At 69.3% G+C, this 22,836-nt stretch carries 23 protein-coding genes; 11 read left to right on the forward strand and 12 right to left on the reverse strand.

Translation table 11 applies throughout. The features are described from left to right. Nucleotides 1-112: 112 nt before the first annotated feature. From J7U37_RS00475 to J7U37_RS00485, 3 genes are all read left to right on the forward strand, one after another. Nucleotides 113-1,012 (forward strand): NAD(P)/FAD-dependent oxidoreductase, encoded by a 900-nt coding sequence (locus tag J7U37_RS00475; RefSeq protein ID WP_247634484.1) that lies wholly within the window; start codon nt 113-115, stop codon nt 1,010-1,012. A 75-nt stretch (nt 1,013-1,087) separates the two neighbouring features. After that, nucleotides 1,088-1,966 carry an SMP-30/gluconolactonase/LRE family protein gene (locus tag J7U37_RS00480; RefSeq protein WP_247634485.1) on the forward strand — a complete coding sequence of 293 codons (879 nt, stop codon included), beginning with the start codon at nt 1,088-1,090 and terminating at the stop codon, nt 1,964-1,966. A 180-nt stretch (nt 1,967-2,146) separates the two neighbouring features. Continuing rightward, entirely contained in the window at nt 2,147-2,362 is a 216-nt protein-coding gene (locus J7U37_RS00485) for a hypothetical protein (protein WP_056190259.1), read from the forward strand. Nucleotides 2,363-2,408: 46 nt separating this feature from the next. Here the strand turns inward: J7U37_RS00485 and J7U37_RS00490 are convergent, their stop codons facing one another. Further along, on the reverse strand, nt 2,409-3,233 hold the full coding sequence (locus tag J7U37_RS00490; protein WP_247634486.1) for a hypothetical protein: 825 nt from the start codon (nt 3,231-3,233) through the stop codon (nt 2,409-2,411). A gap of 70 nt (nt 3,234-3,303) precedes the next feature. Further along, the gene (locus J7U37_RS00495; RefSeq protein WP_247634487.1) at nt 3,304-5,394 is read right to left on the reverse strand and encodes a M3 family metallopeptidase; all 2,091 of its coding nucleotides are present in this window, start codon (nt 5,392-5,394) and stop codon (nt 3,304-3,306) included. A gap of 310 nt (nt 5,395-5,704) precedes the next feature. On the opposite strand from J7U37_RS00495, the gene J7U37_RS00500 reads away from it, so the two are divergent. Further along, the gene (locus J7U37_RS00500; protein ID WP_348772965.1) at nt 5,705-6,604 is read left to right on the forward strand and encodes an extensin family protein; all 900 of its coding nucleotides are present in this window, start codon (nt 5,705-5,707) and stop codon (nt 6,602-6,604) included. A 69-nt stretch (nt 6,605-6,673) separates the two neighbouring features. Next, nucleotides 6,674-8,005, forward strand: coding sequence for a L,D-transpeptidase (locus tag J7U37_RS00505; RefSeq protein ID WP_247634488.1), 1,332 nt, complete (start codon nt 6,674-6,676; stop codon nt 8,003-8,005). On the opposite strand, the gene J7U37_RS00510 is transcribed toward J7U37_RS00505, so the two are convergent. The 3 genes from J7U37_RS00510 to J7U37_RS00520 are packed head-to-tail and all read right to left on the reverse strand — an operon-like array spanning nt 7,992 to nt 10,800. Next, nucleotides 7,992-8,735 carry an ABC transporter permease subunit gene (locus J7U37_RS00510; protein ID WP_247634489.1) on the reverse strand — a complete coding sequence of 248 codons (744 nt, stop codon included), beginning with the start codon at nt 8,733-8,735 and terminating at the stop codon, nt 7,992-7,994. The two genes, J7U37_RS00505 and J7U37_RS00510, sit on opposite strands and share 14 nt — an antisense overlap. After that, nucleotides 8,723-9,907: an ABC transporter permease subunit gene (locus tag J7U37_RS00515; RefSeq protein WP_247634490.1), complete on the reverse strand. Its 1,185-nt coding sequence runs from the start codon at nt 9,905-9,907 to the stop codon at nt 8,723-8,725. The genes J7U37_RS00510 and J7U37_RS00515 overlap by 13 nt, the downstream gene beginning before the upstream one ends. Then, on the reverse strand, nt 9,907-10,800 hold the full coding sequence (locus tag J7U37_RS00520) for a glycine betaine ABC transporter substrate-binding protein (protein WP_247634491.1): 894 nt from the start codon (nt 10,798-10,800) through the stop codon (nt 9,907-9,909). Before J7U37_RS00520 ends, J7U37_RS00515 begins: the two co-directional genes overlap by 1 nt. A gap of 349 nt (nt 10,801-11,149) precedes the next feature. Between J7U37_RS00520 and J7U37_RS00525 the strand changes: the two genes are divergently transcribed. Next, complete coding sequence (locus tag J7U37_RS00525; RefSeq protein ID WP_056190273.1) at nt 11,150-11,539, forward strand: response regulator; 390 nt, start codon at nt 11,150-11,152, stop codon at nt 11,537-11,539. 2 nt (nt 11,540-11,541) lie between these two features. Here the strand turns inward: J7U37_RS00525 and J7U37_RS00530 are convergent, their stop codons facing one another. Continuing rightward, entirely contained in the window at nt 11,542-11,919 is a 378-nt protein-coding gene (locus J7U37_RS00530) for a YraN family protein (RefSeq protein ID WP_247634492.1), read from the reverse strand. Next, a complete protein-coding gene (rsmI, locus tag J7U37_RS00535) occupies nt 11,912-12,865 on the reverse strand; it encodes a 16S rRNA (cytidine(1402)-2'-O)-methyltransferase (protein WP_247634493.1) in 954 nt (317 codons plus the stop codon). Before rsmI ends, J7U37_RS00530 begins: the two co-directional genes overlap by 8 nt. A gap of 119 nt (nt 12,866-12,984) precedes the next feature. Here rsmI and J7U37_RS00540 point away from each other — a divergent pair, with 119 nt between their 5' ends. Next, nucleotides 12,985-14,202, forward strand: a complete 1,218-nt coding sequence (locus tag J7U37_RS00540; RefSeq protein ID WP_247634494.1) for a penicillin-binding protein activator — start codon at nt 12,985-12,987, stop codon at nt 14,200-14,202. Here J7U37_RS00540 and hemW read toward each other — a convergent pair whose 3' ends face one another. The 4 genes from hemW to J7U37_RS00560 form a co-directional block, all read right to left on the reverse strand. After that, nucleotides 14,203-15,381: a radical SAM family heme chaperone HemW gene (gene hemW, locus J7U37_RS00545; protein ID WP_247634495.1), complete on the reverse strand. Its 1,179-nt coding sequence runs from the start codon at nt 15,379-15,381 to the stop codon at nt 14,203-14,205. 63 nt (nt 15,382-15,444) lie between these two features. Continuing rightward, nucleotides 15,445-16,077 carry an RdgB/HAM1 family non-canonical purine NTP pyrophosphatase gene (gene rdgB / locus J7U37_RS00550; RefSeq protein ID WP_056190282.1) on the reverse strand — a complete coding sequence of 211 codons (633 nt, stop codon included), beginning with the start codon at nt 16,075-16,077 and terminating at the stop codon, nt 15,445-15,447. Continuing rightward, on the reverse strand, nt 16,074-16,790 hold the full coding sequence (gene rph, locus J7U37_RS00555) for a ribonuclease PH (protein WP_247634496.1): 717 nt from the start codon (nt 16,788-16,790) through the stop codon (nt 16,074-16,076). Before rph ends, rdgB begins: the two co-directional genes overlap by 4 nt. 186 nt (nt 16,791-16,976) lie before the next feature. Continuing rightward, complete coding sequence (locus tag J7U37_RS00560) at nt 16,977-17,285, reverse strand: hypothetical protein (protein WP_247634497.1); 309 nt, start codon at nt 17,283-17,285, stop codon at nt 16,977-16,979. A gap of 435 nt (nt 17,286-17,720) precedes the next feature. Here J7U37_RS00560 and hrcA point away from each other — a divergent pair, with 435 nt between their 5' ends. After that, nucleotides 17,721-18,776 (forward strand): heat-inducible transcriptional repressor HrcA, encoded by a 1,056-nt coding sequence (gene hrcA, locus J7U37_RS00565; RefSeq protein WP_200935846.1) that lies wholly within the window; start codon nt 17,721-17,723, stop codon nt 18,774-18,776. 58 nt (nt 18,777-18,834) lie between these two features. Here hrcA and J7U37_RS00570 read toward each other — a convergent pair whose 3' ends face one another. Next, the gene (locus tag J7U37_RS00570; protein WP_247634498.1) at nt 18,835-19,713 is read right to left on the reverse strand and encodes a DUF1236 domain-containing protein; all 879 of its coding nucleotides are present in this window, start codon (nt 19,711-19,713) and stop codon (nt 18,835-18,837) included. A 295-nt stretch (nt 19,714-20,008) separates the two neighbouring features. Here J7U37_RS00570 and J7U37_RS00575 point away from each other — a divergent pair, with 295 nt between their 5' ends. The 3 genes from J7U37_RS00575 (at nt 20,009) to J7U37_RS00585 (ending at nt 22,784) form a co-directional block, all read left to right on the forward strand. Next, the gene (locus J7U37_RS00575) at nt 20,009-21,367 is read left to right on the forward strand and encodes an MFS family transporter (RefSeq protein ID WP_056481662.1); all 1,359 of its coding nucleotides are present in this window, start codon (nt 20,009-20,011) and stop codon (nt 21,365-21,367) included. 265 nt (nt 21,368-21,632) lie between these two features. Beyond that, nucleotides 21,633-22,418, forward strand: a complete 786-nt coding sequence (locus J7U37_RS00580; RefSeq protein ID WP_056190295.1) for a YfdX family protein — start codon at nt 21,633-21,635, stop codon at nt 22,416-22,418. Between the two features lie 147 nt (nt 22,419-22,565). After that, entirely contained in the window at nt 22,566-22,784 is a 219-nt protein-coding gene (locus J7U37_RS00585) for a hypothetical protein (RefSeq protein WP_056481656.1), read from the forward strand. Nucleotides 22,785-22,836: the final 52 nt, after the last annotated feature.

A 22,836-nucleotide genomic window follows, 5' to 3' on the forward strand; every position in this document is an offset into this window, starting at 1 on the left:
ATCCGGCGTCGTTGGCGCGGAACGGTTTCCCGACACTTGCGGCCGCCGAACGAACAGGGATGCAGCACGGATCGTTGACCGGATGTGAGTTCACATCGGGGAGCGACACCACATGCACGACGTCATCATCGTCGGCGGCGGCCCTGCCGGGCTGAATGCAGCCCTCATCCTCGGCCGCTGCCGCCGCGATGTGCTGCTCTGCGACGCCGGTGAGCCCCGCAACGCGGTCTCGCCCCGCACCTGGGGCGTGTTCACCCGGGACGGGACGCCGCCCCTGGATCTGCGGACGCAGGCACGGGAAGACCTCGCCCGGTATCCGAATGTCGAGCACCGTGCGGTCGCCGTCACCGGGGCACGCCGTGGGGACGAGGGCTTTTCCGTCGAACTCGCCGACGGACGCCGGGAGACGACGCGCAAGCTGATCCTCGCCACGGGCCTGCACCAGGCCCTGCCCTCCGTCGAGGGCTTCGACACCTATTGGGGTCACGGCGTCCATTCCTGCCCCTATTGCGATGGATATGAGAACCGCGATCGCCCCCTCGTGGCCTACGCCCACGGTGAGGCCGCCAGGGGCATGGCGCTGGAACTCACCGCGTGGAGCCGGGACGTGACCCTCTGCACCGATGCCCACGCGACGCCTCTCTCGGACCCGGACCGTGAGCGCCTGGGGCGGCATCATATTCGCATCGTCGAGACTGCGATCCGGCGCCTGGACGGGGACGGCCGGCAGCCGCAACGGCTCGTCTTCGCGGACGGTGCGACGCTGCCCTGCCACGCGGTTTTCCTGATGCCGATGCCGTGCGAACCCTCCGACCTGATCACGCAGCTCGGGTGCGACCTGACGCATAAGGGCGTCGTTCCCACGGGCGAGTACGAGACCACCAACGTGCCCGGCCTGTTCGTGGCCGGCGATGCCTCCCGGCGGGTGCAGTTTGCCGTGGTCGCCGCCGCCGAGGGTGCCATGGCGGCCTTCGCGGTCAATACGGAGCTGCTGCGGGAGGATACGGCCTGACCGTCTTCCGGCGATGATCCCGTCACCGCCTCATACCGCCCGACACACCGCCCGCCCTGCCTGGAGCCCGACACGATGACGACACCCCGCCTCCACCCGCACACTCCCGGTGTGGCGGTGGCCTGCCGCTGTGAACTTGGCGAGGAAGCGACCTGGGATGCCCGGTCCGGCATGCTGATCTGGGTCGATGTCGAGGACCCCGCGATCTGGCGCCATCATCCCGAGACCGGCGCGACGCACCATCATCCGCAGCCGGAGAAGCTCGGTTTCGCCCTGCTCACGGCGGATCCCGATACGTTGCTCGCGGGCTTCAAGTCCGGTGTGGCGCGGCTTCACCTGGAAAGCGGCCGGCGCGAGGTGCTGGTGCGCCCCGACGACCATCACGCGGGCAATCGCCTCAACAGCGGCCATGTCGGTCCCGACGGTGCCCTCTACTTCAGCACCATGGACGAAGCGGAGGAGAAGCCGACCGGCACGTTTCACCGATGGCATGCGGGCCGGCTCGAAGCCTTCGGGGGAGCCGTGACGGTGTCGAACGGGCCGGTGGTGACGCCGGACGGCGCGCGCATCTACACGGCCGATACCGCGGAAGGGCTGATCCGTGTCCACACCTGGGACGAGGGCCGGATCGGCCCGCCCCGCCCGTTCGCGGCGTTCGAATCGGGATGGGGCAAGCCTGACGGATTGACCGTGGACGCATCCGGCCATCTCTGGGTCTGCCACTACGGCGGATCGCGCATCACCCGGTACGATCCCGATGGCCGCATCGAGCGCGTCCTGCCGGTTCCGACCGCCCTCGTGACCAAATGCGCGTTCGGCGGGTCCGACCTGACGACGCTGTTCATCACCACCGCTCTGCGTGGGCGCGACGCCACGATCGACCCGATGGCGGGGCATCTCTTCGCCGTCGAAACCGACGTGGCCGGTCGTCCGGGCGAAATCTTCGAAAACTAGCGAACACTGTAATGGGTGCGCTGCCGCACCGCCTTCATCTTCGGCAAGGTGCAGAGGTGAATTAACGGTAAATAACCGATGGGTTTCGGAACTTATTGCCGATGTCCCCATTATCTGCCAATGACGGGGTCTGCAGCTTCCTTTCGGGAGCCATGCAGGGCCTTAGGTCCGGTGACCGCCATGCCAGTGTTCGAAGCCAAGAATCTCGACTCCGATTTCGAAGGCTTCGCCTTCCTCTCGGCCATTCTGCATCCCTCCGCCGAGGCCCAGACCCGAGCCCTGACGCATGGCCGCAATCGCGCCGCGCGCGGTTCGATGATCGCCGATCCGCTCACCATCGAGCCGCGATTCCCGGTGCGCAGCGCCGAAGCCGAGATCGAGACCCACGCGTCCTGAGCGCGGGTCCGTCATTGGCGCCGACGGACAGGATGCCGATCGGGCCTCACCACGTCTGAGGCGTGATGGTGCCTTGCTTCGTCACCACCACCCAGGTCTTACCGCGCCGTTCGATGGCCTCGATCCGGCCGACACCCGGTACGGTATCACCTGGCCCGACCTCGACGAGACGGCGCTTACGGTCTTCCAGCACGGCCACCCCGTCATAGACTTCGCGTACGGCCCAGTTCTCGGTCGGTGACGGCTTCGGCCTGTCCGGAATCGTGCCGGTCTCGGTCGGCTCCGCTGCGGCGGCCTTGGCGGCCTGGGGTGCGGGAGCCGGACCTGGAATCGGCATCGCCGCGCGTTTCTCGATCTGGGTCGTCAGGGCGGCGAGGCGGGCGCTCTGATCCTTCTCGGCCTGCTCCAGACGATCGCCGGTGGCGGCGAGTTTCCCGGTGATGTTCTGCTCGGCGCGGCCGAGGCGCTCCGCGAGGTTGGCGTGCCGGGTCTTCGCCTCCGAGCGCGCCGCCTCGGCGCCCTCCTGAAGCTGAGCCAGGCTTTTCGACAGCCGTTCGATCTGCCGGTCCGATTCGGTCCGAGCGGCGTCCATCTGATGGCGGATCTGGACGAGGACCTCGGCGCCATCGCTGCCGCGCGGGGCGGTCAGGCTCATTGCACCGGCGCCCAGGAGAGACCCGGCACCGAGGGCGACGGCGGCCAGGACGGCGAGGCGCGGTTCGAACCGGAAGGCCGGACGGGCCGCGACCGCGGGCGCCGTGTCCACGGGCCGGGCGGCGCGCTCGGCCGTGGCGCGGGCACCGAGGATCGCCTGCTTGAGGAGGGTGTCGGGCGAGGGTTCCGCCGACGCCGCGAGGACCTTATCCGTCATGACCAAAGCTTCCTGATGGGGCAGGAAGCATTGGTTAAGGCTGTTTCTTTACGAAACCGTTACCTTGTTTTCAGGCGGCTAGGCCACGCTGGCGCAGCAGCGGTTCGATGCTCGGCAACCGCCCCCGGAAGGCGGTGTAGGCCTCCCCTGGATCGCGCAGGTTGCCCGCGCCGTAAACATACTTGCGCAGGCGCGCCGCCGTCTCCGGATGGAAGATGTCCCCGGCTTCGCGGAAGGCATCGAAGGCGTCGGCGTCGAGCACCTCCGACCAGATGTAGCTGTAATAGCCGGCCGCGTAGCCGTCCCCCGAGAAGATATGCGCGAAATGCGGTGTCCGGTGCCGCATCGCGATCTCGGCCGGCATGGCGATGCGCTTGAGGGCATCGGCCTCGAACGCCGCCACGTCGAGGCCGTCCTCGCCGGCGCTCGACAGGTGCAGGGTCATGTCCACGATAGCCGACGCGGTGTACTCGACGGTAGCAAAGCCCTGGTTGAAGGTGCGGGCGGCGAGCAGGCGCTTTAGCAGGTCCTCGGGCATCGGCTCGCCGGTGCGGTGGTGGCGGGCGTGCCGGCGCAGGACCTCCGGCTGCTCCAGCCAATGTTCGTAGAGCTGGGACGGCAGCTCGACGAAATCGCCCGCCACCGCAGTGCCGGACAACAGCGGATAGGTCACGTCGGACAAGAGGCCGTGCAGGGCGTGGCCGAATTCGTGGAACAGCGTGCGGGCATCGTCGAAGGATAGCAGCGTCGCCTCGCCTTCCGGCGCCTTGGCGAAGTTCATCACATTGACGATGATCGGCTTGATGTCGCCGTTGAATCGCTCCTGCGAGCGGAAGGCGCTCATCCAGGCGCCGCTGCGCTTCGTGGCGCGGGCGAAATAATCGCCCAGGAACAGGCCCACTTCCGAGCCGTCCGCATTGCGCACGGCCCAGGCCCGCACGTCCGGGTGATAGCGCGGCACGTCCGGCAGTTCCTCGAAGCGCAGGCCGAACAGCCGCTCGGCCGTATCGAAGGACGCCGCGATCACCCCGTCGAGGGGCAGGTAGGCCTTGATCTCGCTTTCATCGAGGTCGTGCTCGGCCCGCCGCAGCTTCTCGGCGTAGTGACGCCAATCGTGCTTGGCGAGGTTGAAGTTGTGGCCCTCGGCCTGGACCAGGGCCTGGAGTCGGTTGCGCTCGGCGGCCGCGCGATGGTGGGCCGGCGTCCAGACGTTGCGCAGGAGGTCCATGGCGCGGTCCGGCGAGCCCGCCATCGTGTCCGCGAGCTTGAAATGGGCGAAGCTGTCGTGGCCGAGGAGGCGGGCCCGCTCGGCCCGCAGGGCCACGATCTCGGCGATGAGGCTGCGGTTGTCGGTGGCCCCGCCGTTCTCGCCGCGCCGGGTCCAAGCCTCGTAGGCCTTCTCGCGCAGGTCGCGCCGGGTCGAGAACACCAGGAAGGGCTCGATCAGCGACCGCGATAAGGTGATGACATGCTCGTGCGGGCTGTTGCGCTCACGCGCGGCGGACGCGGCGGCCGAGCGCAGGAAGGGGGGAAGTCCGGCCAGGTCGTCTTCGGTCTCGAGCGGCAGCGCGAAGGCGCTCTCGTCGGCGAGAAGGTTCTGGCTGAAGGCGGTGCCGAGTTCCGCCATGCGCCCGGCGATCTCGGCCATTCGGGTCTTGGCGTCGGGGGCGAGATCCGCGCCCGAGCGCCGGAACCGGGTCCGGTAGCGGTCGAGGACGCGGCGTTCCTCGGGACCGAGCTGCTCGGCCTCTGCATCCACCGCCGAGATGCGGGCCCACAGGGCGGCGTTGAGGTAGATCGCACTGCCGTGGCGGGCCAGGCGCGGGGTGATGGCGCGCTCGACGGCCTGAAGGTCCGGGTTGGTGTGGCTGCCGCTGAGGTTGAAGAACACCGAAGCGACGCGGTCGAGGTCGTGCCCGGCCCGCTCCAGGGCGCCGACGGTGTTGTCGAAGGTGGCCGGGCCGGTCTCGCCCGCGATCGCCACGATCTCGGCCGCGTGGCTGGCGAGGGCCGTTTCGAAAGCCGGCAGGTAATGGGCGGGCTCGATGTGCTCGAAGGGCGGAAGGCCGTGGGGCGTGGCCCAGGTCCGATCCGCGAAGGGCCCGATCGACGCCGGGGTGCCGGCGATGTCGAGGGTGGCGTCGGGCGTGCCAGAGGTCATTCGCGTTCCTTCGTGCGTCGCGCGGCGTTGCGCGCGGTGCGTCGCCTGGAGTGCGTCGCGCCGCGCGACGCAAGGTAAGCACGCGGGCGCCGGGCGCAAAGGCGCCGCTCGGTGACGTTTGCGACGAAGCGTGGGTTTTGTGCGCTTGTCGAAGGGCCTGAAGCCCACGATCGTGCCGGCCCGATGGATCGCTCCGATCAAGGAGCGGCCGGACCAGGATGGAAACGCGATGCGCCTGCGCTGCCGAACCGGCTCCCCGAGGGCGGCCTTCTGGAAGGGCCTCCGGGTCAGCCCGGCCCTCCTCGTCCTGATGCTCCATCCTTCACTGGCATTCGAAAAGGGCGTGCCCTCGGACGCGACCGCGATTCCGATGCCGCCGCCGGCCCCGCCTCCGCGGCCCGTCGATCTTCCGGGCGTGGCTCCTGCGGCTTCGACGGGCGAGACGCCGCGTCCGCCCGAGCGTCCGGCCGAACTCTCGCGCAGCGCTCCGGCGGGACCGGACGCGGCCCGACCGGCCCAAACGGTCAAGGAGGATGGCAAGGCCGGTCCATCCGACGAAGCCGCCAAAGCCGGTGAGACCGTGACGCCGACGGAGAGCGGCGAGATCCCGGTACCGCCGCCGCGTCCGGCCGACCTTTCAGGGTCGCCGCTCGCCGTCACGGTGGCGCCTCTCGACGACAGCGCCTGCCGGGCCCGATTGGAGCGCCTCGGAGCTCGTTTCGAGGCGTTGCCGGCCATCTCCAACGGCCAATGCGGCGCGGCGCGGCCCCTGAAGCTGACGGCCCTGGCCGACGAGATCGCCCTGACACCGCCGGCGACGCTGGTCTGCGAGACGGCCGAAGCTCTTGCTCGCTGGACGACGGAGGCTCAGGTCGCCGCCACGCGCGACCTCGGCCAGCCCCTCAAAAGCCTGTCGATCGGCACCTCCTACGAGTGCCGGGGCCAGAACCACGATCCCGATGCCAAGCTGAGCGAGCACAGCTTCGCCAACGGCGTCGACGTGATGGCATTCGGGTTCGCCGGGCGTGCCACGATCTCGGTGATGCCGGCGACGGAGGGAACGCCGGAGGCGACCTTCCTGACCGCGGTGCGTGGGCGCGCCTGCGACTTCTTCCGCACCGTACTCGGCCCCGGCTCGGACGCGGCCCATGCCAACCATCTCCACCTCGACGAGCGCCAGCGCAACGCCGGCCATCGGCTCTGTCAGTGACGGACGGAACGCCGAAGGGGCGAGCGCTCTTACTCCTGCGCAAATCATAAGACGGTGCAGGAGTTTCGGGTGATTCAGGGCGGACGATCGATCGGTGGCGGCTTCGCCGTTCTCACTCTGCTTCTGCTGGGAAGCACGGCTTCGGCCGCGCCGAAGGATGACGACAGGAAGACGGGCGAAGCGCCCAGCCTGACGCGCGAGGCGGTGGAATCCGCGACCCTGGTCCGGGGCGATGGGTCCGCCGAGACCGACAATGCGAAGCGGAGCGGAACGAAGCGGCCGGAGCCGGCCCTGATCAAGGCCCAGATCCTGCTGGACCGGGCGCATTTCTCGCCCGGAGCGATCGACGGCCGCGATGGCGACAACCTGCGCGGTGCGCTCGCCGCCTTCGCCAGTGCCAACGGCCTCGAGGCTGCCAAGGAGTCGAAGCCCGGCAACGGGGTGAAGCCCGAGCTTGCCGAGAAGCTGCAGGCGACCAGCCCCGATCCGGTGCTGACCGAATACACCATCAGCGACGCCGACGCGGCCGGTCCCTATGTCGAATCCATTCCGCCGAAGATGGAGGCCCAGGCGGATCTCGATGCGCTCGGCTACACCAGCCCGCGCGAGATGCTGGCCGAGCGCTTCCACATGTCGCCCGACCTGCTCGCCGCCCTTAATCCCGACGCCGCCTTCGACAAGGCCGGGACCGTCATCGTGGTGGCGGCCGTGCCCGCGCTGGAGACCGGCAAGCCGAAGCCCGAAGAGAAGCGGAAACGCGAGGAGATAGGATCGAAGCGCCCGGCCAAGGAGGACGACGCGAAGGATTCCGGGAGCAAGGGCAAGGAGGCCAAGGCCGGGCAAGACAAGGTCGACCAGGCCAAGTCCGACGTGATTAAGTCCGACGTGACCAAGTCCGACGAGACAAAGGCCCGGCAAACCAAGTCCGACCAGAACAAAACCGATCCGTCGAACCCGGACGACCCGAAGGCGCGCGATCCCAAGGACGTGACGCGCATCGAGGTGGACAAGGAAAGCCGATCCGTGCGGGCCTTCGACAAGGAGGGGAAGCTCGTGGCCTTCTATCCCGCCTCGATCGGCAGCGAGGAGAAGCCCGCGCCATCGGGCACGGCCAAGGTCGAGGGCGTCGCCTACGCGCCGACCTACACCTACGACCCGAAATACCAATTCGCCGGCGTGAAGGCGAAGACCAAGTTCACGATCCCGCCCGGCCCCAACAACCCTGTCGGCGTGGTCTGGATCGACCTGTCGATCCCGTCCTACGGCATCCACGGCACGCCGGAGCCCGAGAAGGTCGGAAAGACCGAATCGCACGGCTGTATTCGCCTGACCAACTGGGACGCCCGCGATCTCGCCACCCGGGTTACGCGCGGCGCCGAAGTGGTCTTCAAGGACGAGTAGCGCGCCACAGGGCGACCGCCGTCAGGAGCGCGGCATCCGCCAGGAAGGCCAGGGCTGCCGTCGCGGCGGTGCCCTGAAGCATCGCCACGGTGTTCTGGTTCTGAAGGCCGGCCACGATGGGCGTGCCGAGGGTCGCGGCACCCGCGAGGGCACCGACCGCGGCCGTGGCGATGGCAAGCACCAGTGCGGTGCGCAGGGTCTCGACGAGGACGGGCGCGGCCAGGGGCAGTTCGATGCGCAGCAGGACCTGCCACCGGTTCAGGCCGATCGCCCGGCCGGCTTCGCGAACCTCCGGGGCCATGCCCTCGATGGCACCCACCGTGCCGCGCAGCACCGGCATGATGCCGTAGGCCACGAGGGCCAGCAGCGTCGGCGGCCCGCCGAAGCCGAGGATTGGCAGGGCGAGAGCCACCACCACGACCGGCGGCACGGCCTGGGCCGCCGCGGCGAGGCCGTCGACGGCCGGACGCCATGGAGCTGCGAAGCGGCGGGTGACCAGGAGGCCGAGGCCGATGCCGAGGAGCGCCACCAGCGCCAGACCGGTTCCGGCGAGGATGAGGTGCCGACCCGCCAGATCGAAGAGGCGCACGGTCTCCAGCGGCCGACGGGCGGGCTCGCCGAGCGCGTCGGCGATGCGGCTCGCCACGGCCGGGTGGCTGGCGATAGCCAGGATGAGGCCGGAGAGGCCGAATCCGAGGGCGGGATGCAGGCTGATCCTCACGCGTGCCACCGCCGGCGCGCTGCCGCTTCGACGGCGCTGAGGCCGCGCTCGGTCCCGAGCGAGAGGGCCACCACCGGAATGGCGCCGAGAAGGATCAGGTCGGGCGCGAACTGGGCCATCCCGTCGAAGACGATCCGTCCGAGGCCCCCGGCTCCCACCAATGCGCCGAGGGTGGCGAGGCCGAGGCTCTGCACGGCGGCGACCCGCAGGGCGCCCACCAGGATCGGCGCGCCGAGTTGAAGGCGCAGGCGGATCAGAATCTGCCTGGGGCTGAGTCCCATGGCCTCGGCGGCCTCCAGGCTCGCGTGGTCGGGGGAGCGCAGCGCCAGGGCGAGGCCGCGCCAGAGCGGCAGGGCCAGGTAGGCCGCGATGGCGACGATCGCCGGCGCCGGCCCGAGCGCCGAGAGGCCGAGATCGCGCAGGACCGGAAGCGCGCGCAGGAGTCCGGCCGTCACCGCCACCAGGGCGCCCAGCAGGGCGACGGCGGGTATCACCTGCACGCCGGTGAGCACCATCGCGACGACGCCCTGCCCCCGGCGCGGCAACGAGAGCAGGACGGCCGCGATTCCAGCGAGGCCGAGCGCTGCGCCGGACAGGATGAGGTGTTCGCCGATCGCCGCATTCACCGCCTCCCGACGGGCCGCATACTCGACGGCGAGCGACAGGGCGTCGACGGCGCCGCTGTTCGCCAGCAGACCGAAGCCGAGGATGCCCCCGAGGGTGATCAGCCAGCCGAGACCCGGACGGTCGGCGCGCCGAACCGCGAGGCCAACGCCCGTCATCAGCAGCGCGGCGGCGAACCAGCTCCCCGGGCCGAGGCTGGCGCGCGCTGCCGGGGGGAGTCCCCCGAGGCTCCGGGCGGCGCCGTCGCCGAGCCCGTAGGCCAGGGCCAGGACGGCGCCGGCGAGAAGCACGATCGCGGCTCCGGCCGAAGCGCGTCGCCTCGACCCCATCAGGAGCCCGAGGGCGAGGCCGCTCAGGGCCAGGATCACGGGGAGCAGCCCTCCGAGAACGAGACCGGCGAAGAGCGGCCGACCCTGCGCCAGGCGATTCCCGGCGAGGTTCAGGAAAGGCATCTCCGTCAGTGCCAGGACGAGGGCGCCGAAACCCAAGGCGGTCGCGAGGATCGGCAGCAGCCAGCGGAAACCGATGCTGGGGGGTGTCGCCGAGCGGGCCGGCATCACGGCAGCAATCCGGTCTCGGACAGGTAGCGGGCCGCCACGGCCTCGGCGACCTCCCCGTCGACCGTGATACGGGCATTAAGGCGCCGCAGCGTGGCGGCGTCGAGGCTTTGAAAGACCCGCGCGAGGGCGGGTGCGATCCCGGGATGGCGCGCCAGGTCGGCCTGCCGGATCACCGGCGCCACCTCGTAGACGATCTGGGCGCCCTGGGGATCGCTCATCACGGTCAGATCGAGGGCCGAGAGGGCGCCATCGGTGCCATAGACCATGCCGGCATTCACGCCGGAGATGCCTTGCGCGGCGGCGCGGGCGGTCACCGACGTATCGCCGCCCGGCAGGCTGACGATGCGGTCGAGCGGCAGGGAGAAGCCGTAGGCCGCTTCGAAGGCCGGCAAGGCCGCGGGGCTCTCGACGAACTCGGTGGAGGCTGCGAGGCGGATGAGACCGCCCCGGACGGCGCGCGCGAAATCCACCATGGTGTCGAGGCGCTCACGCCGCGCGAGATCGCCGTTGACCGCGATCAGCCAGGTGTTGTTGGCCGGGGCGCGCGTGAGCCAGACCAATCCCCGCTCCGCATCGCTCCGGCGGATGGTGTCGTAGGCGCCCTCAGCCGATTTCCATGCCGGATCGCTCTCCGTCCCGGTGAAGAAGGCGCCGTTCCCGGTATATTCGGGGTAGATCGTGATGTCCCCCGCCAGCAGGCTCGCCCGGACGATCAAGGTCGGTCCGAGCCCGAGCCTGCGCTGCACCGGAAGCCCGAGCCCTTCGAGCACCAGCGCGATCATCGCGCCTGTCAGAGCCCCTTCGGTGTCGCTTTTCGAAGCGACCACCAAGGGGGTGAGACCCAGGCCCGCGTCGCTCGCCAGCAAGCCCGAGGCAGCGAGGCCGGTCATGACGGTGCGTCGCGTCAGCTTCCGGACGAAGGATGATCCAATTAACTTATGTTGTTGGTACAAGCGGGTGTCCTGCCTAGGGAGCGTTCGACGCGAGTCCGAAATGTATCACAGCGTAACATTGCTGCCGTGTTGAGGGCATCCGGCCGTCCCGGGACGCTTGACACGCTTCGCGGAACGGGCGACGGCTCGCTCTGTGCCGGGGCGTAACATGCGCCTCGCAGTCTCTCGGGTTCGTTCATCCTTCGGGATGCTCGGCGGCAATGGCACACGGTGGGAGCGAGGACCTGAACATCCTTCCTGAAGGTGTTCTGGAATTTCGAACGAATCGAAGGGAAGAAGCCCCGGCGTGAGTGCTCAAGTGGACGAAGACCTTCTCAACGGGGCTCGCGTGCTTGTCGTCGAGGACGAAGCGGCGATATCGATGCTTCTCGAAGACATGCTGCTGGATTTCGGCTGCACCGTCGTCGGACCGGCCGCGCGCCTGTCGACAGCCCTGGAAATGGCGCAGAACGAGAGTTTCGAGGTCGCCATTCTCGACGTCAACGTCGCGGGCGAGCCGATTTATCCGGTGGCCGAGGCGATCGTGGGGCGCAACCTTCCCATCGTGTTCTCCACCGGCTATGGCGGGGCCGGCATCCGCGAACCATTCCGGGATCGTCCGGTGGTGCAGAAGCCCTTCAGCCAGGCCGATCTCAAGCGGACGCTGATGGCCGCCGTCGCCGCCGCCCGCGCCTGACCTCACGCGATCGGGAAAGCATCCGTCACGTGACGGGGCCAGCGACCCGGCGCGACGAACATCGCATCGGCCCGGAACGTGGCGCCCCCGGCGGCCGGATGCCGGCTGATCCAGGCCCGTGCGGCCCGTGAGAAGCGCGCGACCTTGCGGGCGTTGATGGCGGCCCGCGCCTCATCCAGCGTCCCCCGCGCCTTGACCTCGACGAACGCGATGGTGTCGCCGCGCCGGACGATCAGGTCGATCTCGCCCCCGGCGGCGCGGAAGCGCGAACCGAGCGGGCGATAGCCCTTCAGCATCAAGGCGAGCAGCGCCAAAGTCTCGGCGATGCGTCCGCGCCGTTCGGTGGCGCGTCGATGCGCTTCGGATCGCCCGTCAGGCATCGTCGCGACGGGCCAGCGCCAGGGCGCGGGCATAGACGACGCGGCGCGGCTGACCGGTCTCCTCCGCCACCAGGGTGGCGGCGTCCTTGATCGAGTGACGCGCCAGAGCGGCCGTCAGGGACGCGTCGATGCCGGCGTCGGTCGCGGCCGCGTCGGGCACCTCGGCCTGCGTGCCGATGATCACCACCACCTCGCCCTTCGGTGCCCCCTCCTCCGCGTAGAGCGCGGCGAGGTCGCCGAGGCTGCCGCGCCGGATCGTCTCGTAGAGCTTGGTCAATTCGCGGGCGACCGCCGCCGGGCGGCTCGCGCCGAGTACCGCCACGGCATCGACCAGCATCTCGGGCAACCGATGCGGGGATTCGAACAGCACGAGGGTGCCGGGGATCTGCCCGAGGGCTTCGAGACGGTTGCAGCGTGCGCCGGATTTCGCCGGCAGGAAGCCTTCGAAGAAGAACCGGTCGGTCGGCAGGCCGGCGGCCACGATGGCGGTCATCACTGCGGAGGGGCCGGGAATGGGGGTGACGCTGAGGCCGGCCTCGATCGCGGCCTGCACCAGCTTGAAGCCCGGGTCGGAAACCAGCGGGGTGCCCGCGTCCGAGACGAGGGCCAGGGCTTCGCCGGCCTGCATCCGGGCGACCATCCGCTCGCGCACCGCCGCGTTCGAGTGCTCGTGATAGGCCACGAGGGGCGTGGTGATCCCGTAATGCATCAGCAGCGTGCGGGTGACGCGGGTGTCCTCGGCCAGCACCGCATCGGCGGCGGCCAGCGTCGCCAGCGCCCGGAACGAGACGTCCTTGAGGTTGCCGATCGGCGTCGCCACCACGTGCAGGCCCGGCTCGATGGATTCCGCCTCCGCCGCGAGGCCGAAGGCCGTGAAGGTGGCGGGCGGCTTGCCATCCGCCGTGTCCCGGCGCCGACGGGTACGGGTGTCGATCTTCTGCGTCATGAACCGACCTTGCCACGATCGGACCCACAAGCGGAATGCGCCGTGACGGGGGGCTCACATTTACTTTTGATCCTCAGACTTTATGCGTGGGGCGTCGGCTGGCGACAGGAGGTCCTCCGATGGGGCGCGGGAACAGGCTGCAATCCGGACTGGTGGGCCTCGTGACCCTTCTGGGGCTCTCGGCCTGCGTCGGAGGGCCGGATGGCGGCGCGCGCGTGAGCCGGCGGGCTCCGGCGACCACGCCGGTCGAGGTGGTCGCCCCCGATGTGCCCGGCGCCGTGGCAGCGGGCCGGATCGGCACCGGAACCGTCAAGGTGGCGCTGGTGGTGCCGCTCTCCGGACCGGGCTCCGCCGTGGGCACCGCGATGCGCAACGCGGCCGAACTCGCGATCGAGGATTTCCAGAAGCCCGACCTGCAGATCCTGGTGAAGGACGATCACGGCTCGCCGGACGGCGCGCGCGAGGCGGCCCAGGCGGCCTTGGCGGACGGGGCCGAACTCGTCCTCGGCCCGCTGTTTGCCGCCAACGTCCAGGCGGCGGCCGGCGTGATCCGGCCGGCCGGCAAACCGCTGATCGCCTTCTCGACCGATTCCGGCGTGGCCGCGCGCGGCACCTATCTGCTGAGCTTCCTGCCCCAGGCCGAGGTGGACCGGGTGGTTGATGAATCGGTGGCGGCGGGTCGGAAATCCTTCGCGGCGGTGATCCCGGAAACGAGCTACGGCCAGGCGGTCGAGGCGCAGTTCCGTGAGGCGGTGGCGCGCAAGGGCGCCCGGCTGGTCGCCATCGAGCGCTATCCCGCGGGCAATCCCGGCCCGGCCATCGGCCGCCTGTCCGGCCTCATCACCGGCCCGGCGGCGCAGGCAGACGCGCTGTTCCTGCCCGATACCCCGGATGGTCTCGGGGCGGTGGCGGCCGCCCTCACCAAGGCGAACTTCTCACCCACCCGGGTCCGGCCGATCGGCACCGCCGTCTGGAACGATCCCCGGGTGTTCGCCCTGCCGGCGCTCCAGGGCGGCTGGTTCGCGGCACCGGACGTGGCGGGTTTCAACGGCTTCTCGCAGCGCTATCAGGCCCGGTTCGGGTCGGTGCCGCCGCGCGTCGCCACCCTCGCGTACGACGCCGTTTCGCTGATGGCGGCCCTGTCGCGCCAGTTCGGCTCGCAGCGCTTCGCCGACACCACCCTCACCAACCCGTCGGGCTTCTCCGGGATCGACGGGACGTTCCGGTTCCGACCGGACGGCCCGAGCGACCGGGCGCTGGCGGTCTACGAGATCCGCTCCGGCGCCCCGGTCGTTGTCAGTCCCGCCCCGCGTACCCTCTCGCCCTCGGGCACCTGATCAGGCGGCGAGCGCGGCCACCACGGCGTTGAGGACCGGCGCCCCGGCCGGGGTCGCGGCGATGCGGCCGCCCGCATGTCGGGCGATCAGCCCGTCGGCGACGAGGCCGTCGATCCGCGCCGGGTCGAGGACTTTGCCTTTCAGGAGCGCGTAGCGGCGCGGGTCGATACCCTCGCGAAGGCGCAGGCCCATCATCAGGAATTCGTCGCCCTGGTCGGAGGCCGCCAGGGTCTCGGTCTCGACGATGCCGTGACCGTCGCGCTCGACGCGGGCGAGCCAGGCTTCCGGCGCCCGCTCGGTGACGGTGCCGATCCGGCCCTCCGCCCCGACGAGGCGACCGTGGGCGCCGGGGCCGATGCCCGCATATTCGCCGTAGCGCCAGTACAGCAGGTTGTGGCGTGATTCCGCGCCCGGACGGGCGTGGTTCGAGATCTCGTAGGCGGAGAGCCCGGCGCGGTCACAGACCTCCTGGGTCACGTCGTAGAGGAGGCGGGCGGAATCGTCGTCCGGCGGCACCAGCTTGCCGGCGGCGGCGAGACCGTAGAACGGCGTGCCGGGCTCGATGGTGAGCTGATAGAGCGACAGGTGTTCGGCTGCCCGCGCGATGGCGCCCTCGAGTTCGGCCCGCCAGGCGGCCGGGCTCTGATCCGGGCGCGCATAGATGAGGTCGAAGGAGTAGCGCTCAAAATGGGCGGCGGCGACCCGGACCGCCGCCATGGCTTCCGCGGCGCTGTGCAGGCGTCCGAGCTGCTTCAGGGAGACGTCGTCCATGGCCTGGACGCCGAGGGAAACGCGGTTGACCCCGGCGGCGCGGTAGCCGCGAAAGCGCTCCGCCTCGACGCTGGTGGGATTGGCCTCCAGGGTGATCTCGACCTCGGGTGCCACGGTCCAGGCCCCGCCGATGGCGTCGAGGAGCCCCGCCACGGTGGCGGGCTGCATCAGGGAGGGCGTGCCGCCGCCGAGGAAGACGCTCGACACGGTGCGCCCGGGCGTGCGCGCCGACACATGGGCGATCTCGGCCCTGAAGGCCTTGAGGAAGCGGACCTCGTCCACCGGCGCATGGCGCACATGGCTGTTGAAGTCGCAATAGGGGCACTTCGAGGCGCAGAAGGGCCAGTGGACATAGACCCCGAACCCGGCATCGCGGGTCGGATGGTCCGGGCCTGTCGGTTTGGTCATGGGGCGCACGTCATGGGGCGGATGTGCGCGCGGGATTGCGGTTTGGCAATCCCGCCGCCGGTTTCAGGGACGCCGCAGGCAGCTCTGCGCCAGGAGCACGAAGGCGCGGGCGCGGTGCGACAGGGCGTTGCCGGTCTGCCAGTCGACGCCGTGCTTTTCCTCCGAAGAGATCTCACCGAAGGTGCGGTCGTAACCGTCGGGCAGGAACATCGGATCGTAGCCGAAGCCGCTCGCGCCCCGAGGAGCCACGAGTTCACCGAAGACCCGTCCCTCGAAGGTCTCGGTGTGGCCGTCCGGCCAGGCGATCACCAGGGCGGAGACGAAATGCGCCCGCCGGGTGGTGGCGCCGCGCTTGTCGAGTTCCGCGGCGATGCGCGCCATGGCGCCCGAGAAATCCTTCGACGGCCCGGCCCAGCGGGCCGAGAACAGCCCGGGCGCCCCGTCCAGCGCGTTGACGCACAGACCGGAATCATCGGCAAAGGCCGGCAGATTCGAGGCCGTCGCGGCGGCGAGCGCCTTGAGGGCGGCGTTCTCGGCAAACATCGTTCCGGTCTCGTCCGGCTCGGGCAGGCCGAGTTCGCCGGCCGAGACCGCGTCGACGCCGAAGGGTGCCAGCAACTCGCGCATCTCGACGAGCTTGCCGGCATTGTGGGTCGCGATGACGACGCGGCCCGTGAGGATGCGAGGGTCGCTCATACGCCGATGGCCTGCTTCTGGAGGACGACGAGGGACTGGACCCCACCCTTGGCGAGGCGCAGCAATTCGAGCAGCTCGTCTTCCGAGAACGGCTTGCCCTCGGCGGTGCCCTGCACCTCCACGAGGCCGCCGGTGCCCGTGATGACGAAGTTGGCGTCGGTCTCGGCCGCGGAATCCTCGTCGTAGTCGAGGTCGAGCACCGGCTTGCCCTTGTAGATGCCGCAGGAAATCGCCGCCACGTGGTCGCGGAGGGGGTCGACCGAGATGATCGAGCGGCTGCGCATCCAGGTGAAGCACTCGTGCAGGGCGACCCAGGCGCCGGTGATCGCAGCGGTGCGGGTGCCGCCATCGGCCTGGATCACGTCGCAATCGACCGTGATCTGGCGTTCGCCCATCGCCGGCAGGTTGGTGACGGCGCGCAGCGAGCGGCCGATCAGACGCTGGATCTCCTGGGTGCGGCCCGAGGGCTTGCCGGAATTCACCTCGCGCCGGGTCCGCTCGTGGGTGGCGCGCGGCAGCATCGAATACTCGGCCGTCACCCAGCCCTTGCCGGAGCCGCGCAGCCAGCCCGGGCCACGCTCTTCGAGCGAGGCCGTGCACAGGACCTTGGTGTCGCCGAAGCTGACGAGGCAGGAGCCCTCGGCATGGCGGGAGACGGCACGCTCCAGGGTCACGGTGCGCAGTTCGTCGGTCGCGCGCTTCGAGGGGCGCATGCCGCTCTCCTTCCAGAATCAGGGTTGGGAGCGGGCTTTACGGGTCCGGGTCCGGGCCTGCAAGCGAGGCTGTTACGCGAGGCCTGCCGGCGGACGGGGGATGGCCTATACGAAGAGGGCCGCCCCGAAGGGCGGCCCATGGCCGAAGAGGGCCACCCCAAAGGGCGACCCGTGGCACGAATGCGCTCAGTAGCGGTAGCGGTGGTGACCGAAGTGATGGCCGCGGCGGTGACCGTAATGATGGCCGAAATGGCGGCGATGGTGATGGCCGAAGTGGCGGCCGCGATGGTGGTGGTGCCGGAAGCCGCGGCGATGATGACGCCAATGGCCGCCATACTGCACCTGGGTGAGGCCGACGGCCGGAGCGGCGACTTCGGTGGACACCATGGCGGGGGCGGCCTGGGCACCCTGGGGTGCGCCGAACAGCATGGCGCCGACCATCGCGAGAACGATGGCGAACGACTTGATCAGGCCGGATCGAGCTGAGTGTCTCATGGGTCTCTGCCTCCTGGTGGCTTCGGCTTGAGCGATTCGCCGGCGGGTGTTCACCGACGACGCACCCATGCAGATCGCGATGGGCGAGCGAGCCGGAGAACGATAGGCCCGGCAAATCGCGGGATACGGCAACGCACGACCCGGCCGGATCGTCGCAAATGGCCAAGCTGTTTCTTTGGGCAGCGGCGCGGTCTTGCTTCTCATGAGGCAAACGGCGTGGGAAAGGCCGGGCGTATCGTTTCGGTGCCGCGGTGCGTTTGGAAGCGGTGCGTTGTCAGCGCCGCGCGTTCGTGAAGGCGCGGCGCCGCCTTTCCGGCCCGAGGCCGCCCTGGCGACGGCGCGGTGGATTGTATTAACCCGTGGAGGACGTCACACTCCCCGTCTCAGGAATGGATCGTGACCGAGCCCGCCCGCCCCTTTTCGACCGTGCAGCAGATGCAGGTTCTCAGCGCGCTGAACGAGCGCTCGCGCGAGATCTTCCGTCAGATCGTCGAAAGTTATCTCACCACCGGTGAACCCGTCGGCTCGCGCAACCTCGCGCGCATCCTGCCGATGTCCCTCTCGCCCGCCTCGATCCGCAACGTCATGGCGGATCTCGAGCATTCCGGCCTGATCTTCGCGCCCCACGCTTCGGCCGGGCGGCTGCCGACCGAGCAGGGCCTGCGCTTCTTCGTCGACGCCATGCTGGAGGTCGGCGATGTCGGGCGCGAGGAACAGGAGCGGATCGAGACCCAGATGCGCGCGGCCGCGTCCGGCCACACCTTCGATTCGGCGCTGGCCGAAGCCTCGATGCTGCTCTCCGGCGTCTCCCGCGGGGCCGGAGTGGTGCTGACCACCAAGACCAACGTGCATCTGAAGCACATCGAGTTCGTGCGTCTCGACCCGACCCGCGCTCTCGTGGTCCTGGTCTCCGACGACGGCTCGGTGGAGAACCGCCTGCTCGACCTGCCGCCCGGCCTGCCCGCCAGCGCCCTGCAGGAGGCCTCGAATTACCTGAACGCCCGCCTGCAGGGACGGACGCTCGGGTCGCTGCGGGCCGAGATCGAATCCGGCCGCCAGGTGATGAAGCGCGAACTCGACGCCATCACCGAGCGGCTGGTCGATGCCGGTCTCGCCGTCAGCGTCGGCCCTTCGGATGCCCGCCAGCTGATCGTGCGCGGACAGTCGAACCTCCTCGACGACCTGCGCGCCGCAGAGGATCTCGAGCGTATCCGTCTGCTTTTCGACGACCTCGAGACCCAGAAGGATGTGATCGAATTGCTGTCGCGCGCCGAGGGCGGCGAGGGCGTGCGCATCTTCATCGGCTCGGAGAACAAGCTGTTCTCCCTGTCCGGATCGTCGATGATCGCGGCGCCGTTCCGCGACGGCTCGCAGAAGATCGTCGGCGTCGTCGGGGTCATCGGTCCGACGCGGCTGAACTACGCCCGCATCGTGCCGATGGTCGATTACACCGCCCGGGTGGTCTCCGGGCTGCTGGATCGCAAGCGCTGAGCGATACCCGTGAGAGGCGGAGGCGAAGCTCCGCCTCCGCATTGCGTGCGACCGACAATCAGCCGCGGATCACGTCGACGATCTCGTAGGTGTCGGGATCGACGATGACGATGTCGTCGCCGACCAGCACGTAGCGGTAATCCTCGTATTCGGGCGCGATCCGGACGATGTCCGGCGGTAGGTCGTAGAGGGTGTAGCTGCGGGCGATGGCCGTGCCGACGCTGAGAGCGAACACGCCGGCGGCCAGACGCGGAACTCCACGGCGGATCACGCTCTGACGGAACTCCGTGCGCTGCGGGGCCGCGAGACGGCCATAGGCTCCGCGCACCGCTCCCCGATCACCCCTGTCGTCGCGATCCGTCCGACCGTCCCGTCCGCCACGGTCGTCCCGGTCGGCCCGGCCATCACGATCGGCTTTTCCATCGCGGTTGGCCCGGCCATCACGCTCCGCCTTGCCGTCACGATCCGCCCGGCCGTCACGCTCCGCCTTGCCGTCACGATCCGCCCGGCCATCGCGATCACCCTTCACGTCCCGGTCTGCCCGGCCGTCACGTTCGGCGGTGCCGTCCCGCGTTGCAGCGCCACCCGTCTCGCGGCCGCCCCGTTCGCCGGTTGCCTGTCCCGGGCGCTCGCCGCCGCGCGGACCCGCACCGCCCTCGGCCCCGCGCGCCCCGGCTCCACCGGCCTCGCCGCGCGATCCGGTGCCAGCCCCGGTTTCAGCGCCACCAGCCCCGCCGCGCATCCCGCCGCCGCCCGCGCCGCCGGCTCCCATGCCCGCGCCTCCGGCGCCACCACCCGCGCCCATGCCGGCGCCACCACCTGCACCGCCGGCGGCACTACCGCCCGCGCCACCACCCGGGCCGGCCTGCGCGAACGCCGTCGTTGCGCCGAGAAGAAGGGCCGTTGCCGCTACCGTGCTCCGGAAGAGCTTGCTCATGGGGTCGTTTCCAGTCTCGTTGTGGGAAGCACCGTCCCGTGCCGTCGCCCTCCGCAACGAAGTTCTACGAAAGACCGTTCCGCCTTTTCTTGATCTGATCTTACGACGTTTGCCGCGCGGGCATTTTGTACGAGCTGCGTAAGCTTAGCGATCGGTCTTCCACAGCCAAGTTTACCGTTGATCTTGTCGGTGTACGCCAACCCGCTGAGCGGGCTTGTGAAACCAGCCTCACAGAGTAACGTCCGCGCCAAAGACGCCGCTGACCGGCGACGCCGAGAGCACAGGGACGAGACGGATGACAGGTGGGCCGGGGACACTCACGCACAGGGCGGACGAAGCGGCGGATAGCCGCCGCAGAATCAAGGCGATCGTCGCCTCCTCGTCGGGCAACCTCGTCGAGTGGTTCGATTTCTATTGTTACGCCTTCTTCGCCCTCTACTTCGCGCCCGTCTTCTTCCCCGAGGGGGATGACACCAGCCAGCTTCTGAAATCGGCCGCCGTCTTCGCCGTCGGCTTCTTCATGCGGCCAATCGGCGGCTGGCTCTTCGGCCGCATCGCCGATCGCCTCGGCCGCAAGAAATCGATGCTGATCTCGGTGCTGATGATGTGCGCCGGCTCGCTGATGATCGCGGTCCTGCCGACCTACGCGACGGCCGGCCATCTCGCCCCCGCCCTGCTGCTGCTCGCCCGGATGATCCAGGGCCTGTCGGTCGGCGGCGAGTACGGCACCAGCGCCACCTACATGAGCGAGATCGCCGTGAAGGGCCGGCGCGGATTCTTCGCCTCGTTCCAGTACGTCACCCTGATCGGCGGCCAGCTGCTGGCCTCGCTGGTGCTGATCATCCTCCAGAGCTTCCTCACCGCGCAGGAACTCACCGCCTGGGGCTGGCGCATCCCGTTCGTCATCGGTGCCGTCGCGGCCGTGGTCGCTCTCTACCTGCGTTCGTCGCTGCAGGAGACCGCCACCAAGGAGGACATGGCCAAGAAGGATTCCGGCACCTTCGCCGCCCTGTTCAAGCACTGGCGCGCCTTCTGCGTGGTGCTGGCCTATACGGCCGGCGGCTCGCTGAGCTTCTACACGTTCACCACCTACATGCCGAAGTATCTCTTCAACACCGCCCATATCGACAAGGTTACCGCTTCGCAGATCTCCACCGCAGCCCTGTTCGTCTACATGATCATCCAGCCCTTCTTCGGCTGGCTCTCGGACCGGATCGGCCGCAAGGCCAACATGCTGCTCTATAGCGGCCTCGGCACCCTGATGGTGGTGCCGCTGATGACCGCCATCGGTTCGACGCAGAACGCGGTGCTGTCGTTCGCGCTGATCATGGTCGGCCTGATTGTGATCAGCTTCTACACGGGCATCAGCGGCATCGTGAAAGCCGAGCTGTTCCCCACCCAGGTGCGGGCGCTGGGCGTCGGCCTGTCCTACGCCATCGCCAACTCGCTGTTCGGCGGGACCGCGGAGGCGGTAGCCCTGTACCTGAAGCAGATCGGCTCCGAGAGCAGCTTCTTCTGGTACGTGACCGTGATGCTCGGCATCGCCTTCATCGCCTCGCTGATCATGCCGAACCCGAAGCGCCACGGATATCTCGACGGCGACGGGACGGTCGAGGAGGCGCTGACGCGCAAGACCCGGCTCTCGGCCGCCTGACGGCGCCACGGCCCGGCAATCGAAATCGCACGCGGTGCTCCTGCACCGCGTGCTTTTTTTATGCCTGCGGGTTTCAGATCAAACTGGTTTTGATCGGCTCCTTTATCAGCATGTTTGTCAACGGTGATTTGATGACGGAATGCTGACGATTAATTAACGTGACATGGTGCGAGGGCAACATCAATATCACGACAGAAGAGAGGTTTGGCGCGACCCTATTCCTCCAACACACACACGGTCGCCGCTCCCTTCTGGAGGTATTGTCATGAAACGCATCAGAACCGTTGCCGCCGCACTTGTTGCGACATCGCTCCTCGGCGGCGTGGCTTTCGCCAACGACAAGCCGGCCGCGCAGGCCGCTCCCCCGATCTCGGCGGCCCAGCAGGCGGCGGATCGCGACGTCGGAAAGCTGTCCAAGGACGGCGCGCAGGCCTTCCGCGACCTGCACCTCGCCCGGATCGCCATCTTCAACGCCGATCCGACCCAGGCCAAGGACCTGATCGGCAAGGCTCAGGCGGCGCTCACCAAGGTGAAGACGGACGAGTCGGTCTTCACGAAGGCGGAAGCCGATCTGCACGCGACGCCCAAGAAGTCCGCACCCGCCACCGAGGCGAGCAAATCTTCCGATGCTGCCAAGCCATCGACCAAGCAAACCGCTTGGGTTCCGGTCGACGGGCAGCTGACCCTGGGCGAGGACTTCGTCGCGTCGCCGGCCAAGGCCGCCGCGGTGGCGACCGCCAACAAGAGCCTGGAGAAGGGTGATCGCAAGGCCGCCATCGACCAGCTCAAGCTCGCGGGCGTCGATGTGAACTTCGTCCTGGCGGTGGTGCCGCTCGATCAGACCACCACCGATGTCGACCAGGCGGCGACCCTGATCAACCAGGGCAAGTACTATGAAGCCAACGCCGTCCTGAAGAAGGCGGAGGACGGGCTGCGCTTCGACATCGTCGATATGGTGAGCATGCCACAGAAGGGCGCGGCTGCCGCTGCGCCGGCTCCGGCCGCCGCCGCGACGGCTCCCGCCGCCACCGGCACGACGGTCAAGAAGTAAGGGTCCGATCCCGGACGGCTGTGAGCCGCTTCCCCTCACGAGGGGGTGCGGCTCGCATCCGTGCCGGAGGTGGCCCCTGCGCCGGGCGGATCTTCCCGTTCGGCGTCTCGCGCCCTGCTTCCGGCCCGGTTCGTCCGAGATCCGTCGATGAAGGTACCCACCGTGATCAGTATCGGGATCAGCCTCGGCCTTCTGTGCTCGGCCGCCGTCACGGGGTTCGGCCTCGTCCTGGCCTCCGGCCTGTTCGGCCACCCCGTCGACGGCCAATTGCCGAGCGACTGGGGCTGGAGCCTCGTCATGATGGGATCGGCGAGCCTGCTCGCCTTCGGAATCTTCGGATGGCGCCGCAATCATCCCGATTCGTGACCACACCCGGCCTGTCGCGCGGGCCGGCACGTTAGGCGATCCGGCCCGCCAC

The sequence above is a fragment of the Methylobacterium sp. 37f genome, from assembly GCF_023093475.1.
GTDB lineage: Bacteria > Pseudomonadota > Alphaproteobacteria > Rhizobiales > Beijerinckiaceae > Methylobacterium.